We start from the raw sequence: 15,677 nt of genomic DNA on the forward strand, positions 1-15,677 counted from the left end.
ACCTTTTACTCATTAAAAGGTCATCTTTTGCTTTGTAAAACATCACCTTTTATGAGGTAAAAGATGATGTATTTGTAAATGATTGATAATTAGTTTGTTATGAATGATATAATTTGTGTTTTTAGAAATTTTGTTTGTTAATAATTTTCTTTTAGTATAAAGCAGTAAGGTTGTATAAATAAGGACAAATATATTTTGAGGTATAAAAGGTTTCAAAGGTATTTTAGTTGTTGTGGTTAGGAAAGAAAAGATTGAAAGAGTTACTAATAAAAAAAAGGATAAGTAGAAGTAATTATTGTATATTCTTATCGGTATCTTGATTTTTTTTAATTACTTTTGTAAAATATGTAAAATAAGAACCCATGCATATTATTACCACTTACACGTATAGATTAAGAACTAGCCTTTTACTATTCATAAGTAGCTTGTTAGTTTTCAACGCTCATTTTGCTTTTGCACAAGATAGTAATATTATTACCAATAGAATTATACGCCAACTACAGCTATATCCACAAGAAAAGACTTATGTTCATACAGATGCTAATCATTATATACCTAGCGATCGTATATGGCTTAAAGTGTATGTTGTAGAAGCTTTGAGCCACATCCCCACAAATGAAAGTAGATATGCTTATGTGGAACTAATATCACCCAATGGAGCATTAGTAAGTCGTATTAAGTTAAAAGAAAACGAAGGAGCTTATTTTGGTTATCTTGACATCCCTGCCAATGCTAAGACTGGTAGATATGTATTGCGTAGCTATACATTGCCATCTGCTAGTGTGGAGAATTATGAAAGTATACAATACATATATATAGGAACAAGTAAACTTAATTCTGCAACAGAGACAAAAGATTATACCAATTTATACGATCCTGCAAAAATCACAACGCCATCGCCTATTAGTTTTAAATATGCTGGGAAAGAAATAATCGTTTCTACAACGCTTCCTAATGACTCGCTTTATATGTTAGCTCATTGTAGAGCTTTTCCTTTTGCTTGCAAACCAATAAGTATTACCCAGCCTATTGTCCTAGATAAGGATTCTATACCACAAGGAGTTATTAGCTTATTATTGATCAATAGATATGGCAACCTTTTGGGATCATGTATGCTGCTGTCTGCAAATGATCGTGAGCGTTTGCGCCTGCCCCTTATAGCAGATAAGCCTATTTACAAGGTAGGAGGTCATGTACATATCAATTTCGATGAAGCATTGCTTCATAAAGGAGAGCGGGTGGATCTTTCTGTATCGGTACGTGCTGAGCAAAAACAAGATTATCCAGCCACAACAAATATTCTGGCTCATTTTTTCTTATCAACTGATATTATGAAATTCTTACCTCATGCAGCATATCTTTATATGTATCCTAACCGTGCCGATAGCTTGTTAAGTCATGAAAACTGGATGCGATATAATTTTAGTAACGTGTTAAAAGGTGTATATCAATATGGATATATAAAGCCAGAACAGGATCAAATGCTTTGTGGAAAAGTTCGTAGCCTTCTTTTTCATCAACCTATAGTCAATGCTAAAGTGAGCATTATTGTGCCTTCTATTGGACAAGCTACAGCAACAACAACAGATAGCGATGGTACATTCTGCTTTAAAGGATTAGATCTCCCTCAACAGACAGAATACCTCATCAACGCAAGTAAGCCTAATGGGAAAGAGAATATAGAACTTATTATTCATGAAAACGATTATCCTGCGTTACCCACTAAAGAGAAAATAGGGGAATGTGAAGATACTATACCCGCAATTCTTGGGCAAACAGAGAACGAGAAGGATTATGGGGGTGTTCTTCTCAAGAATGTTGATGTTGTAAAGAACAAGACGGCAGAAATGAGTCGAAGTGATGCGTATTCACGTCTATCAGAATTTTCATTTGGCTTAAAGGATATAGAGGAAATTGATGCTACTTGCATGCACGAACTATTACGCCGTGTACCTGGTATTTTTGTTCGGCAGGAAAAATGCTACATTAGAGCTGTAACTACTGTCCATGGTGAACAACATCCTGCAGCAATAGTTGTTGATGGTGTTTTTATGGAAGAAGAATTCGACCTTGATAGAATCAATATGATGGATGTAGCCCGCGTAGATATATACAAAGGTAGTTCTACTGTTATTTGGGGCTCACGAGGAGGAAGTGGAGTTATTTCTATTACGACACGTCAAGGTGGCGAGGCGGTTAAACAAGTGGCAAAGCTCAATCAGCAAAAAGTTGTCCCTCTAGGATTTCAGAGTCCTATAAACTTTTCACGCCTGACTGAAGCAAGCAGAACTATCTGGTGGTCGCCTACTGTTTCGCAACCTTTCATAGAGTTTGATACTTCAGCACGAATAGGAAACTATCATATCACAGTAGAGGGAGTTACTAATGAAGGAAGATTAGTTTACGAAGAATGTGATATTAAGTGTGAGGACTAAAAGTTTTATAGCTAGTTTTTATGTTAAATAGCTAATGTAAACATTGATACAATACTTAGTATTATTTTCCTTCTCGCTTCCAGCCTTTTATATAAACGTATGTTCCAGCCATAACAAGGAATAAACCTGTAAAGAGTAAGCTGTTCCCATAAAAATGTAGAAGAACGTGGGAAATGAAGCAAACTATACCAAGAATGATAGCAGCTAAACCTATTTTTTTTATGTTATTTGCCATATTTATACTGTTGATAAGGGCAAAAGTACATAAAAAAGTTTGGTAACTAGATAAAAAAGTGGTACTTTTGCATCGCTTTATGCGCAAGCTAAGGCAATAAACAAATAAATATAAATTATTTTTTAATTAGGTAGTATGAATCAATACGAAACCGTTTTCATTTTGACTCCCGTTTTGTCTGATGAACAGATGAAGGAAACGGTCGCTAAATTCAAAGCATTGCTCACCGATAATGGTGCTGAAATCTTGAATGAAGAGGCTTGGGGTTTGAAGAAGTTGGCTTACAACATTCAGAAGAAGTCATCAGGCTTCTATGCTTTGCTAGAATTTAATGCAGAGCCATCAGTTATCAACACTCTCGAGACCGGCTTCCGCCGCGATGAGAAAGTTATTCGTTACATTACCGTTAAGCAAGACAAGTATTCTGCAGCATACGCAGAAAAGCGTCGTGCTAAGTGGTCAGCTAAAAAGGAGGCTTAATTATGGCAGAGCAAAAAACAGAAATTCGTTATTTGACAGCTCCTTCTATCGACACTAAGAAGAAGAAGTATTGCCGTTTCAAGAAGAGCGGTATTAAGTACATCGACTATAAGGATCCTGAATTCCTAAAGAAGTTCTTGAACGAACAGGGTAAGATTCTTCCACGTCGTATCACAGGAACATCATTGAAGTATCAGCGTCGTGTGGCACAGGCTATAAAGCGTGCTCGTCAGATTGCACTTCTTCCATATGTAACCGATTTGATGAAATAAAGAAGGAGGTCAATAGATGGAAATTATATTGAAAGAAGATATTATCGGTCTTGGATACAAGAACGATATCGTTAATGTAAAGAGTGGTTATGGTCGTAACTACCTTATCCCACAAGGTAAGGGTGTTGTAGCATCTGCTTCTGCAAAGAAGCAATTGGCTGAAAACCTAAAGCAGCAGGCTGCTAAGCTTGCAGCTTACAAGGCTGAAGCAGAGAAGAAGGCTGCTCAATTGGAAGGCGTAGAGCTTGTAATTGTTGCTAAGGTTTCTGCAACTGGTGTAACTTACGGTTCTGTAAACACTGCAACTGTGGCTGAAGAGCTTGCAAAGAAGGGTATCGAGGTTGATCGTAAGATCATCACTATGCGTGATATCAAGAAGGTAGGTACTTCTGAAGCTACTATCCACTTCCATAAGGAAGTTGAAGTAAAGGTTCCTGTATCAGTTGTTGCTGAGAACCAGCCAGCTCCTGTAGCAGAAGAGGTTGTTGAGGCTCCTGTAGCTGAAACAGCACCTGAAGCAGCAGCAGAGTAAAGAAAGAATAATTTATTTGCACTGTAAAGCAGTAAATATATCATTAGTCCCTTTCATCATTTTGATGATAGGGACTTTTATATTTTAGCCGTTTGCTTTACTGTCTGACAAAATTTATTTAGATGAAACGTATTGTTCTTACAGGTGGCCCATGTGCAGGAAAGACCACTGCTCTAGTGAAAATAATAGAACATTTCTCTAGTCTAGGCTATAAAGTTTTTGTTATTCCAGAGGTACCAACCTTGTTTAGTCAGGCGGGTATGGACTATCTTACTAGCAATCATCAGTTCTTTTTTGAAGGAGAAAAAGCTACACTTGAAACACAAATAGCTTTAGAAGATCAGTTTATGCGTATTGCAGAAACAATAGATAGACCAACGATCATAGTTTGTGATCGTGGTACTATGGATATTTCTGCTTATATGAATGACGAGATGTGGAGTGAAATCACTACCAGTGTGGGTGTTGCTTCTGAAATGCTTCGCTCGCGTTATGACGCTGTACTCCACCTTGTGAGTGCTGCCGATGGTGCTGAACAGTTTTATACCACAGCAAATAATAGTGAACGCACTGAGGGTATAGAGTTGGCAAGGGAATTGGATAAGAAAGTCATTCAGGCTTGGTCAGAGCATCCACACTTGCGTGTGATCAATAATCACGAGAACTTTGATACAAAAATCAATAGGGTATTACAAGAAATTTCTAGTGTACTTGAAATTCCTCAGCAGGTTATTGAAGAGCGAAAATATATTGTTAAGGTGTTAAACGAAATACCTGAAGCAATTGAGAGCGAGATTTATCAAACATATCTAACATCTGAACCACGGAGTGAAGTCCGTTTGCGTAGGCGCACCTTAAATGGTATATCAATGAATGTTCGTACAACAAAGAAGATGCTTTCTACTGGTGAACAGGTGCAAACAGAGCGGCAGATAGACAATAACTTGTACGAGTCGTTGATGCGTCAGGCTGATCCTTATCGCGACACTATTCATAAGATTCGAAAGACATTTATTTGGAAAGGTCAATTCTTTGAACTTGACACATATCTTGATGCAAATAGTGGGTTACAAATTCTCGAAACAAAGGGAATTGTAGATCATGAATCGGTAAATATTCCTCCATTTCTTGAAGTAATGGAAGATATTACAGGCAATACTAAGTATTATAATTATAATCTTGCTTTGAAAAAGTAGTATTGCTGTTCTAAGAAGATATATAAAAGGTATGTTGGGCGTTTTCTCAAGATACCTTTTGTGTTTTATCACTGATAGCAAATGGATGTTTTCTGTTTTCTCTCTAATAAATTCATAGTGTCTTATTAAATTTGTATCTTTGCATAAGATAGGCTGTACTTGGGAATTTGAAAGTAAACTTTCATTCCTCTCGTTTGCACTATCTTTGCATAAGTTATAAAAACTATATGATATGCCCCTTCGACTCCCAGATAGATTACCAGCAATTGATATTTTGAAGAGAGAGAATATCTTTGTAATGGATAATTCGCGCGCTCACAAGCAAGATATACGCCCATTGCGCATAGCTATTCTTAACCTTATGCCTTTGAAGATAACGACTGAAACCGACTTGGTGCGCTTGTTATCAAACACGCCCTTGCAGTTGGAAATTAGTTTTATGAAACTAAAGAGTCATACTCCTAAGCATACCCCCGTAGAGCACATGATGATGTTTTATAAGGAATTTGCTGAAATGAAAACGGAGAAGTATGACGGCATGATCGTAACAGGTGCACCTGTAGAGATAATGCCCTTTGAAGAGGTGAGTTATTGGGACGAGGTGAAAGAGATCTTCAACTGGGCAGCTAAAAATGTAACCTCTACGCTCTATATCTGTTGGGCAGCACAAGCAGGGTTATATCACTTTTATGGTGTGCCTAAGTATGAGCTGGACAAGAAGATGTTTGGTATATTTCCCACTGAAGCACTAAAGCCCGAACTACCTATCTTTCGTGGTTTTGATGATGTATTTAGTATGCCGCAAAGTAGGCATACCGAGGTTCTCCGAAAGGATATTGAAGGAGTGGAAGCATTAAAGATAGTGGCAGAATCGGTAGAGAGTGGTGTGTCAATCGTTATGGCACGTGGAGGTAGAGAATTTTTTATAACAGGACATTTGGAATATGCTCCTAATACGCTAGATGATGAATACAAACGCGATAAAGGAAAACGCTCGGATGTTGATATACCTTTGCATTATTACAGAAACAATGATCCTCAACAAGGTATATTTGTAACATGGCGTGCACATGCCAACTTACTCTTTGCCAATTGGATAAACTATTATGTTTATCAAGAAACACCATACAATATTAACGACATTAAGTAAAAAGGAAAAAATAGAATGCGAACAATAGAACTACTTGCCCCTGCAAAGAATGTTGAATGTGGCAAGGCTGCCATTGATCATGGTGCCGATGCTGTATATATTGGAGCACAGAAGTTTGGGGCAAGGCAGTCGGCTGGCAATAGCGTAGAGGATATAGCCGAACTATGTGCTTATGCCCACCGTTACGATGCAAGAGTGCATGTAACGCTCAATACAATTATCTATGATCACGAATTAGACGACACTATAAAATTAGTGGAGGAATTAATAGAGGTAGGTGTAGATGCTTTCTTAGTGCAAGACATGGGGTTGTTCTCGGCTATTAAGAAGCTGCTACCTCCTTATGTAGCTCTTCATGCTAGCACACAGTGCGATACACGAACTGTAAATAAAGCAAAGTGGCTTCAGCAGCAGGGTTTTAACCGTGTAGTATTGGCAAGAGAACTATCGGCAGACGAAATAAAAAATATTCATGAGCAGTTGCCTAGTCTTGAGCTAGAAGCCTTTGTACATGGAGCTTTGTGTGTGAGCTATAGTGGTGTATGTTATGCTTCACAGCATTGTTTCGACCGATCGGCTAATCGCGGTGCTTGTTCGCAATTTTGTCGTTTAGCATTCGATCTTGTAGATAGTGATGGACACATGATAGAAAAGCAAGCCCACTTGTTGTCGCTAAAGGATATGAAACAGATAGACAACTTGGAAACTTTGATGCGATCGGGGGCATGTTCGTTTAAGATAGAAGGTAGACTCAAAGATATTAACTATGTGAAGAACGTAGTGTCTGCTTATTCGCAACGACTAGATGAAATTATAGCAAAATATCCAAAGGAGTTTTGTAGGGCATCACTTGGAAATGTGGTGTATCAGTTTACTCCTGATTTGAATAAAACCTTCAACCGTGGCTATACAAATTACTTTGTGCAAGGAAGACAAGCTAATATCTTCTCGCCAAATACTCCCAAAGCACTTGGTGAATATGTAGGTAAGGTAAAAGAACTACGTAAGGATAGCTTTAATGTAGCAGGTACAGCAACCTTTACCAATGGAGATGGACTCTGTTTTTTGCGTATGACGGTTGTAGGTGGTATTGAGAAAACAACACTTGAAGGCTTTCGTGTGAATAGAGCTGAAGGCAATAGGCTTTATCCTTATAAGATGCCACAGGGATTGAAGCCTGGTGTGGGCTTGTATAGAAATCAAGACCAAGCTTTCGAAAAAGAATTAAGTGGAGAAACTGCTGTACGCCGTATAAGCGTGGCGATGTGTTTAGAAAAATATAAAGCAGGTTATGTGCTAAAAGCAGAGATCTTATCATCGCATAATGCCTTTCCACAAGTGGAAGTAAAACTTCCCTTTGAACATCAACTAGCGAAGAAAGCACAATGTGAAAATATAGTGAAGCAACTTACAAAGCTGGGTACTACAGTGTATGAATGTCATAATATGGCGATAGGTGAGGGCGTTGAACAATGTTTTATCCCTAACAGTGTGTTGGCAGAACTTAGACGTATGATCGTGGAGCAGCTTGATAAAGTGGTAGCAGCACAGCGTATGCAAGAACGCTATCGACACATGGCAGTAGGCAAAAATAGACTTGTTGTGATAGAGGCAAACCCTAAACAATATCAAGGCTTCACCTACTTATATAATATATCAAATCAAGTTGCCCTGCAATTCTATCAAGCACAAGGCTTGAAAGAGGTTGATATGGCATACGAAATTGCTAATAAATATAAGATAGATAGGGTAAAGAATCAAAGGGAAAGCGTGCCTGATGCACTACTTATGCAGTGTCGCCATTGCATACGTTATTCGTTAGGTTATTGTGTGAAACGAGGTGGAAAGCAACCTTCTTGGCATGAACCACTTTATTTAACATTGCCTGATAAGCGCAAATTTAGATTGGAGTTTGATTGTAAAAACTGTCAGATGAATATTCACCCCGCAGAGTAAATTTTAAAGGATAATAAGATGAAGTTGAGAAGTGGCTTTTATTCTGTTTTGCTAGTGTTGATGTCATGCTTGTTGGTAGGATGTTATCATCAAAAGACTCGTTCTTTTGTTCAATTGCCAGATAGCATACAAGAGGCGCAAATATCTCATCATTTGCATACTAATTTTGATTCTATCGCAAAGCAAGGAGGCGATACATCAAGTTATTGGGGTGGGAGAGAAGCACGTTTCGACTCGCTTAACTTTCGTATTAAGCATCATTATTCGCAAGGATTTAACTTTATAGTGAGGTCTGACTCACTAGAATTGCTTCGACAACAACCAGAGGAAGCTATCAATAAATTAGAAACTGATAGCTTTTCTGTGAAGAAAGGTAAGCTGGTGGTAGTAGCTGATGTGCGTATATTATCAACAGATAAAACTGACTCGGTGTGGATACATATAGCTACAGAAGATGCAAAATTTGGTTGGATACACGAAAGTAAGCTACTTAAGCAAGTAGATCCTGCTGATCCTATTTCACAGTTTATTTCTACTTTCTCTAATATACACTTACTCTTCTTTCTAATAGTAATCTCCATAATAGCCGTGGGCTATATGTTTCGGAAGATCAGAAAGCGCAATGCAAGGATCGTACATTTTAATGATATTAATAGCCTTTATCCCACACTGCTTACTACAGTGGTGGCTACATCGGCAACATTCTATGCTAGTATTCAGCTCTTTGCTCCAGAAACATGGCGTGAGTTTTATTTCCATCCATCGCTCAACCCTTTCTCACAACCATTATTATTGAATATATTTTTATTGCTAGTTTGGGCAATGCTCATCATTGCTATTGCCACTGTTGATGATGTAAGACGATTATTAAAATCGACAGATGCTGTGCTTTACTTAGGTGGTACAGCTAGTATTTGTGCTGTAAACTATATTATTTTCTCTATTACTACCTTATATTATATAGGCTATCTATTGCTTGTAGTCTACCTTTATTTTGCTTTTAAGAAGTATTGGGTACACCATAGTGAGAAATATTATTGTGGTAATTGTGGAATGTACTTACATCGTAGAGGTAGATGTCCACGCTGTGGAACTATGAATGAGTAATAGCTATATCTTATTTCCTAATAAATAAGGATTGTGTCCTTTGCATATTATAGCTAACTTTGCGCTCTGTAATGATCAAGGTTTTAGTATAAAATATGCAGTACAGAAAAATAATACTTGGCGGACTTTTTGTTAGTTTAGTACCTATTGGGGCTAGCGCAGATAATCATATCGTAGTAAACGATTCTTCTAAGATTTACGATATAGATGAAGTGGTAGTTATAGATCAACCAAAGGAAAACTTCCGTCTTCGTAAGCAACCGCTAAGTAGCACCTCATTCGATGCTACTCGCTTGTTAAACTTGAATGTGCAAGATTTGCGTCAGATTTCTATTTTTGTTCCTTCGTTCACGATGCCTGAATATGGTAGTCGATACACCTCGGCTATGTATATTCGCGGTATAGGTTCGCGTGTAAACTCTCCTGCTGTGGGCATCTATGTTGACGGAATGCCTTTACAGAGCAAAAGTGCTTTCAATTTCCATACCTATGATGTAGATAGAATAGATGTGTTACATGGACCACAAGGTACGCTCTATGGTGTTAACACCGAAGGAGGTTTGATACGTTTATATAGCAAGAACCCTTTCCAATATCAGGGTACAGATGTTAAACTATCAATAGGCTCACGCTTATGGCGCAAAGCAGAGATAAGCCATTATGAGAAGATAAACGATAAGGTGGCTTTCTCACTCGCTGGTTTCTATGATGGGCAGAATGGTTTCTTCCATAATCAATATGATGGAACTAGAGCCGATAAGATGAACGAGTTTGGCGCAAAAGGCAGATTGAAGTGGAAACCCACTTCGCGCTTATCGCTCGACTTGATAGCCGATTATCAATATGTACACCAAAATGGCTTCCCTTATGGGCAAGTAGTAACAGCAGAAGAAATAGCAGCAGCTCCAATAACCTCTCCGCTTTATAGTTTGAAGCCTGGTACGCTAGAGCCTAACCAAAATCGTCAAAGCAATTATCGTCGTAATGTTATCAACACAGGGCTTGGACTTAAATATGCTGGCAATGGTTTTGATATTAATTCGATGACTTCATGGCAGTATCTACACGATAATATGTTGATGGATATTGACTATTCGCCAAAGGATTTCCTTCACATGACCGAGCGTCAGCATGGTAATGCTATTACGGAAGAGTTATCAATAAAGAGTCATAACAATAGCAAATGGCATTGGACTTTTGGTACTTTTGGTTCTTACCAATGGTTAAAGACTACTGCACCTGTTTATTTCGATGCTGATATGAATAGCTTCCTGTCAAGAACTATTACGCAAAATGTTTACAACGGCATACTTAATAAAATGGCAGCAGGTATGGCTAAAGGCTTTAAAGCTCTGGGTATGAGTAAAGAAGCTGCTCTTGAAGCTGCTAAGAAGGCTGCGGCTGGCATTATAAAAGTAGCAGGAGGAGTTACTATTAATATGGCAATGGATCCAGTTCCAGGCATCTTCCAAACTCCATCCTATAATTTTGGTGTATATCATGAAAGTAATATTGAAGTAACTCCACGCCTTACAGCTACGCTTGGTCTGCGTTATGATTACTCGCATGTGGCTATTGATTACGAAACATCGGCTCGTGTAGCAATGAATGTAAATGTGATGGGAGCAAAGCTAAGCCCTGTTATTACCTCTATGCTAAGCCATCATGAGGATAATAGCTTTAACCAGTTATTACCAAAAGTAGGGTTGACCTATGCTTTTAATAATGGTAGCAATATTTACGCTACATGGTCGAAAGGCTATCGTGCTGGTGGTTACAACTTCCAGATGTTCGCCGATATATTGCAAGCAGAAGTTTCAGGAGTAGCTCGAACAGCACGTACTAATGTAGATATTCAGCACGATGATGCTTTCTATGAGAAGGTAGCTAATACTATTGCTTACAAGCCAGAGACAAGTTGGAACTATGAGGTAGGTACTCATCTTAATCTTTTAGATAATCAGTTGCATCTTGATTTATCAGGTTTCTATATGCAAATTCACAACCAACAGCTTTCTGTAATGGCAGGAAACTATGGTTTCGGTCGTATGATGACGAATGCTGGTAAGAGCCACTCATGTGGATTAGAGGCACGATTGTTAGGTATGGCGTTAGACAATAAGTTAGCTTACTCTCTCAGTTATGGCTTTACAAGCGCACAGTTTGACGAATATACCGATAACACTCCTAGTGGAACTGTAGATTATAAGGGTAAGAAAGTGCCTTTTGTGCCAGCACACACCTTGGGCTCTAGTGCAGACTACCTCATTAACATAGATCCTGCTGCTTTGCTCGATCCTACTAATAAATTTCATCTTCGTAGTGTAACAATAGGTATGAATGTGGCTGCTCAAGGTAAAACTTATTGGGACGAAGCGAATACAATTGCACAGAAGTTTTACGCAGTACTTGGTGCACATGCTGATGCCAATTTTGGTTTATTCAATATAAATCTATGGGTGCGTAACTTTACAAACACTAAATATAATACTTTTGCTGTTCAGAATGCAGCGACAGGTACTAAATATACCTTTGCACAGCAAGGTAATCCATTCCAATTGGGAGTTGATGTCAACTTCCACTTTTAACGAAAGGTTTTGATTTATTAACACTACTATTGTTTTTAGCCGCTTAGTCTGAGACAGATTAAGCGGTTTTTATTTTCTCTTCTATAATCATAAGGATATTTCTTGCGATATGATTAGCGCAATAAACAAAAGTATTTATTTGAAAGTTTCAGCACAGAAAAGCATATAAGCGATAGATTTCTCGTGAAATCTTACCTACGTATAATATTAATGTGTATCTTTGTATAAACTATAGCTCTTAAAACTTGTTGAACATTACTATTTTACTAGCTATGCAATTACTAATTAAATTCTTTTTTAGTGTATGAAACATTATCAAAAATTATTGGTTTTAACGTTGCTCTGCTCGTTAACCCCACTGCTAACTTTAGCTCAAAAAAACACGTATAACTTTAAGCAAGCTGTTGCTGCTCTTAATAATCAAGACATTGCAAAGGCGAAGAAACTAATCTTTATGGATATGGGAGGCAACACCAAAGATCCGTACGACTTGTTCTTATTATCGCTTGCTTATAGTATTGAAAAGAATGTAGATAGTGCGTTTATCTCGATAGACCAAGCTATTAAGTATATGCCTAAGTCTGATGAAACATATCTTTATCAAGCGTATAATTATCGTGCAAAACTATGTGAAACGTGTAACGATAGCGAAAAACAGTTAGCAACTTATAATGATATGGTGAAGGCATTGCCTAAGAATGTCGAAGCACTGCTTCTTAGAGCTAAATTTTATGCTAACGAGCTGGAAGATTATAAGCATTCAAAAGCCGATTTACAAAAAGCTCTGCAGTTAGATGCAGGCAATCTTGATGCTATGTACACGCTTGGTGATCTTGAATTTGTGCAGAAAAACTGTGATAAAGCTATCGATTGTTACACAAAGGTGCTAACAGCCAATCCTAATTATGTGGAGGCACGCTTACATAGAAGTATAGCTTACAACCAACTCGATAAGCAGGACGCTAGTATTGAAGATTTAATGGAGTTGATTAAACAAGACGATACGGATGGTTACGACAACCTTTTAGCTCGATCTGACTCGGCAGAAATAAGGGAAATCATCATAAAGAAGCTCAATGCCAGAGCCGCTGCTGATCCTACAAACGGCATTTGGAAGCACGTTTTGGGAAGTGTTTACTATAGAGTGGCGGATTATCCAAAGGCTGTAGCTGCCTATAAGGAAGCGTTTGCTATTGATAAAGCTGCAGGTAGTGCTTATAATGTAGCAAATACTTATTATTTACAAAACTTACATCAAGAAGCCTTGGAATGGATAGGTAAGGCAGAAGCGCAGGCAAGGAAAGAGTCTGAAAATATGCAGCGATACTTCTCCTTACATGCTAATATTTATGATGATATGGGCAGATACGATGAAGCCATTAAACAATTTACAATGGCTGCTGATGCCAATCCTGAGAAAACCACTCCTTTGTGGGATCGAGCTTTCACCTATATGAAGATGGGTAAGTTTAAAGAAGCACTCAAAGATATTAACGCTTATGATGAAAAGACCGAACATGATAATGGTTTAGTGTATCTATATCGGGGCTGGATATATCAACAGTTAGGTAACACTATGAATACCGAAGGCGACTTTAGGAAGGCTATCGAAACAGATAGTATAGGTACACCGAGTGCTGCTACCTTTATAGCACAACATTTCTTACACCTTGATAAACAAGCCCTTGAAAGCCTTAATAAGAGCTTGCAAGAAGACACATCTGCTATTAATTATTTCTATGCAGCATGCTTCTATGCGATAAAGAATGATAAACCTATGGCGATGCGCCAAATAGAGATAGCAGTTGAGAAAGGATACAATAGCTGGTCTACATTGCGCGACTTTCCTTTCTTAAAGAATATGCACGGTTATAAGCCGTATGATGATTTCATATTGGCACGAATAAAGTAAAAAAAATGAATGCAACAGCCTATTGGCTCAAGAATATTCTTGGGTTAATAGGTTGTTGTTTATATGTATATAGGAAAGGATAATGAACGAATTACCAAAGATAGGCTGCTATAAGTTTTTAGTAGAACCTTTTCATTGTGATTTCTCTAAACGTCTCTTTTTGGGACATCTAGGAAATCATTTGCTTAATGCTGCCGACTTTCATAGTAACGACAGAGGCTATGGTATGAACTACCTTCATACTGTAAACAAAACGTGGGTTTTGAGTAGGCTCACAATAGAGATGTCAGAATACCCTCTTGCTTACGAAACAATCAATATAGAAACGTGGCTAAAAAGTGTTATGCGCTACTTCACGGGGCGTAACTTTAAAATTACCAATGAGCAAGGAAATACACTAGGTTATGGTAAAAGTGTATGGGCAATGATTGATGTAGAGACCCGACAACCTGTCAATTTATTAGATGTGTGCAATGGTATTATATCAACATTCATAGATAAAGAAAAAGAATGTAACATTGATAAACTTTCGCGTGTTCAGGTTTCAGAAACCGCTTCTTTAGTAAGAAGTATTGACACCCACTATAGTGATGTTGATATGAATGGACATATCAACTCCATAAAATATATAGAGCATGTGCTCGACTTATGGTCAGTGGATTGGTATCAACAGCATACGATCAAGCGTATAGATGTTGCTTATGTGGCAGAGTCGCATCAAGGCGACCAATTAAACTTTTATTTAGAGCCATTCACTTCAGCGCAAGAAAGCGAGCATTATAGCGTGAGGATAACAAAGGTAAACAGCCACGAAGCTGAAACTGAGGTTTGCCGATGTGCTGTTTATTTCTTAAAATAATAACTATAATAGCTATCTCGCTGATAGGGTGGAGCAGGAATACTATCTTTTAAATGCAAAGTGTATATACGAGTAGCCTCCTTATAGTATCGTGGTTGGATACTATCTATAGGGTAATACTGGGGCAAGTAGCGCACAAACTGTTGTAGATCTCTATCTAGTAAAAATCCCATCAACTGATAGTTAGCCGACATACGTGTATTCTTAAATATAACGCTGTCTGGCTGCAAATAGGAGTGTACGAATATAGGGCGCATTACCTTACTTCCACCCACTAATGGATAAGCGAAGAGCTTGCTCGTTAGCTGATTAGTACGAGCAGCAGCATAGATAGTAAGCATAGAGGTTACCGAATCGGTCTGTGGTAAAGTCTTTACTACCTTGAGCGCTTCTTCGTACTTACGCTGGTCTACTAAGTGTTCTATCTCTGCTCGTTTATGAAAATAGGGATCATTATTAGATAAAAATCCTGTAAAGAACGAGAACGTAAATAGTAGAAGCAGATTAATCCATGTGGCTTGTGAGAAGATACCTATATTGCGTTGTTGCAGAGCGTATGGCTCATAGCGTTTAATGAAATATACTGCAAAGATATAGATAGGTACTAGTATGAATAAGCTCCACCACCATGAGCTAATAGCAAACTCGTTGTAGGCAACATCAGGCTTGATGCTTGCTACTAGCGTTAGTAACACAAACGAAGGAAAGTAGGTTAGAGCGAAAGCTCTGTTGGGTATTCTTACAAAGGTATCAATACCGTTTTGTAGCAGTTGTAAGATGCTCGTTATTAAGATTGCACCCACTATCGGGCTATAAAATGTTTGCCCCTCTGAGGCAATATGTTGCGAGACAGTCATTACGTCTGCTTGATAAAAGAATAAGAAGCAGAAACTAAATATACAAAAAAATATTGCGCTGATGATTCGCAGAAACTTACCTTCCATGAATGTTTCGT

13 protein-coding genes are annotated in these 15,677 nt (G+C 38.0%); 11 read left to right on the plus strand and 2 right to left on the minus strand.

Translation table 11 applies throughout. From position 1 onward, the window contains the following. Nucleotides 1–362: 362 nt before the first annotated feature. Nucleotides 363–2,435 (plus strand): carboxypeptidase-like regulatory domain-containing protein, encoded by a 2,073-nt coding sequence (locus PREBIDRAFT_RS02475; protein ID WP_004338758.1) that lies wholly within the window; start codon nucleotides 363–365, stop codon nucleotides 2,433–2,435. A gap of 61 nt (nucleotides 2,436–2,496) precedes the next feature. On the opposite strand, the gene PREBIDRAFT_RS11565 is transcribed toward PREBIDRAFT_RS02475, so the two are convergent. Continuing rightward, on the minus strand, nucleotides 2,497–2,670 hold the full coding sequence (locus tag PREBIDRAFT_RS11565; protein ID WP_004338759.1) for a hypothetical protein: 174 nt from the start codon (nucleotides 2,668–2,670) through the stop codon (nucleotides 2,497–2,499). Nucleotides 2,671–2,805: 135 nt separating this feature from the next. Here PREBIDRAFT_RS11565 and rpsF point away from each other — a divergent pair, with 135 nt between their 5' ends. The 10 genes from rpsF (at nucleotide 2,806) to PREBIDRAFT_RS02525 (ending at nucleotide 14,722) form a co-directional block, all read left to right on the plus strand. Continuing rightward, nucleotides 2,806–3,150: a 30S ribosomal protein S6 gene (gene rpsF / locus PREBIDRAFT_RS02480; protein ID WP_004338760.1), complete on the plus strand. Its 345-nt coding sequence runs from the start codon at nucleotides 2,806–2,808 to the stop codon at nucleotides 3,148–3,150. 2 nt (nucleotides 3,151–3,152) lie between these two features. Further along, the gene (rpsR, locus tag PREBIDRAFT_RS02485) at nucleotides 3,153–3,422 is read left to right on the plus strand and encodes a 30S ribosomal protein S18 (RefSeq protein WP_004338761.1); all 270 of its coding nucleotides are present in this window, start codon (nucleotides 3,153–3,155) and stop codon (nucleotides 3,420–3,422) included. 16 nt (nucleotides 3,423–3,438) lie between these two features. Continuing rightward, on the plus strand, nucleotides 3,439–3,954 hold the full coding sequence (gene rplI, locus PREBIDRAFT_RS02490; RefSeq protein WP_004338762.1) for a 50S ribosomal protein L9: 516 nt from the start codon (nucleotides 3,439–3,441) through the stop codon (nucleotides 3,952–3,954). 122 nt (nucleotides 3,955–4,076) lie between these two features. Continuing rightward, nucleotides 4,077–5,150, plus strand: coding sequence for an AAA family ATPase (locus PREBIDRAFT_RS02495; RefSeq protein ID WP_004338763.1), 1,074 nt, complete (start codon nucleotides 4,077–4,079; stop codon nucleotides 5,148–5,150). Nucleotides 5,151–5,382: 232 nt separating this feature from the next. Then, the gene (gene metA, locus PREBIDRAFT_RS02500; RefSeq protein WP_004338764.1) at nucleotides 5,383–6,300 is read left to right on the plus strand and encodes a homoserine O-acetyltransferase MetA; all 918 of its coding nucleotides are present in this window, start codon (nucleotides 5,383–5,385) and stop codon (nucleotides 6,298–6,300) included. Between the two features lie 15 nt (nucleotides 6,301–6,315). Beyond that, the gene (locus PREBIDRAFT_RS02505) at nucleotides 6,316–8,256 is read left to right on the plus strand and encodes a peptidase U32 family protein (RefSeq protein ID WP_004338765.1); all 1,941 of its coding nucleotides are present in this window, start codon (nucleotides 6,316–6,318) and stop codon (nucleotides 8,254–8,256) included. Nucleotides 8,257–8,274: 18 nt separating this feature from the next. After that, complete coding sequence (locus tag PREBIDRAFT_RS02510) at nucleotides 8,275–9,363, plus strand: hypothetical protein (protein WP_004338766.1); 1,089 nt, start codon at nucleotides 8,275–8,277, stop codon at nucleotides 9,361–9,363. 95 nt (nucleotides 9,364–9,458) lie between these two features. Next, entirely contained in the window at nucleotides 9,459–11,951 is a 2,493-nt protein-coding gene (locus PREBIDRAFT_RS02515) for a TonB-dependent receptor (RefSeq protein WP_004338767.1), read from the plus strand. A 304-nt stretch (nucleotides 11,952–12,255) separates the two neighbouring features. Next, nucleotides 12,256–13,863, plus strand: a complete 1,608-nt coding sequence (locus PREBIDRAFT_RS02520) for a tetratricopeptide repeat protein (RefSeq protein WP_004338768.1) — start codon at nucleotides 12,256–12,258, stop codon at nucleotides 13,861–13,863. A gap of 82 nt (nucleotides 13,864–13,945) precedes the next feature. Then, nucleotides 13,946–14,722 carry an acyl-[acyl-carrier-protein] thioesterase gene (locus PREBIDRAFT_RS02525; protein WP_004338769.1) on the plus strand — a complete coding sequence of 259 codons (777 nt, stop codon included), beginning with the start codon at nucleotides 13,946–13,948 and terminating at the stop codon, nucleotides 14,720–14,722. Here the strand turns inward: PREBIDRAFT_RS02525 and PREBIDRAFT_RS02530 are convergent. After that, nucleotides 14,707–15,666 carry a DUF6057 family protein gene (locus tag PREBIDRAFT_RS02530; RefSeq protein ID WP_004339096.1) on the minus strand — a complete coding sequence of 320 codons (960 nt, stop codon included), beginning with the start codon at nucleotides 15,664–15,666 and terminating at the stop codon, nucleotides 14,707–14,709. The genes PREBIDRAFT_RS02525 and PREBIDRAFT_RS02530 overlap by 16 nt on opposite strands. Between the last annotated feature and the right edge of the window lie 11 nt (nucleotides 15,667–15,677).

It is taken from the genome of Prevotella bivia DSM 20514 (assembly GCF_000262545.1).
GTDB lineage: Bacteria > Bacteroidota > Bacteroidia > Bacteroidales > Bacteroidaceae > Prevotella > Prevotella bivia.

Bases quoted from the DNA above. Each gene is read 5' to 3' on its own strand.
- PREBIDRAFT_RS02515 (WP_004338767.1), top strand. From the start codon at position 9,459: ATGCAGTACAGAAAAATAATACTTGGCGGACTTTTTGTTAGTTTAGTA.
- rplI (WP_004338762.1), top strand. From the start codon at position 3,439: ATGGAAATTATATTGAAAGAAGATATTATCGGTCTTGGATACAAGAAC.
- PREBIDRAFT_RS02495 (WP_004338763.1), top strand. From the start codon at position 4,077: ATGAAACGTATTGTTCTTACAGGTGGCCCATGTGCAGGAAAGACCACT.
- rpsF (WP_004338760.1), top strand. From the start codon at position 2,806: ATGAATCAATACGAAACCGTTTTCATTTTGACTCCCGTTTTGTCTGAT.
- rpsR (WP_004338761.1), top strand. From the start codon at position 3,153: ATGGCAGAGCAAAAAACAGAAATTCGTTATTTGACAGCTCCTTCTATC.
- PREBIDRAFT_RS11565 (WP_004338759.1), bottom strand. From the start codon at position 2,670: ATGGCAAATAACATAAAAAAAATAGGTTTAGCTGCTATCATTCTTGGT.
- PREBIDRAFT_RS02530 (WP_004339096.1), bottom strand. From the start codon at position 15,666: ATGGAAGGTAAGTTTCTGCGAATCATCAGCGCAATATTTTTTTGTATA.
- PREBIDRAFT_RS02525 (WP_004338769.1), top strand. From the start codon at position 13,946: ATGAACGAATTACCAAAGATAGGCTGCTATAAGTTTTTAGTAGAACCT.
- metA (WP_004338764.1), top strand. From the start codon at position 5,383: ATGCCCCTTCGACTCCCAGATAGATTACCAGCAATTGATATTTTGAAG.
- PREBIDRAFT_RS02520 (WP_004338768.1), top strand. From the start codon at position 12,256: ATGAAACATTATCAAAAATTATTGGTTTTAACGTTGCTCTGCTCGTTA.
- PREBIDRAFT_RS02475 (WP_004338758.1), top strand. From the start codon at position 363: ATGCATATTATTACCACTTACACGTATAGATTAAGAACTAGCCTTTTA.
- PREBIDRAFT_RS02505 (WP_004338765.1), top strand. From the start codon at position 6,316: ATGCGAACAATAGAACTACTTGCCCCTGCAAAGAATGTTGAATGTGGC.
- PREBIDRAFT_RS02510 (WP_004338766.1), top strand. From the start codon at position 8,275: ATGAAGTTGAGAAGTGGCTTTTATTCTGTTTTGCTAGTGTTGATGTCA.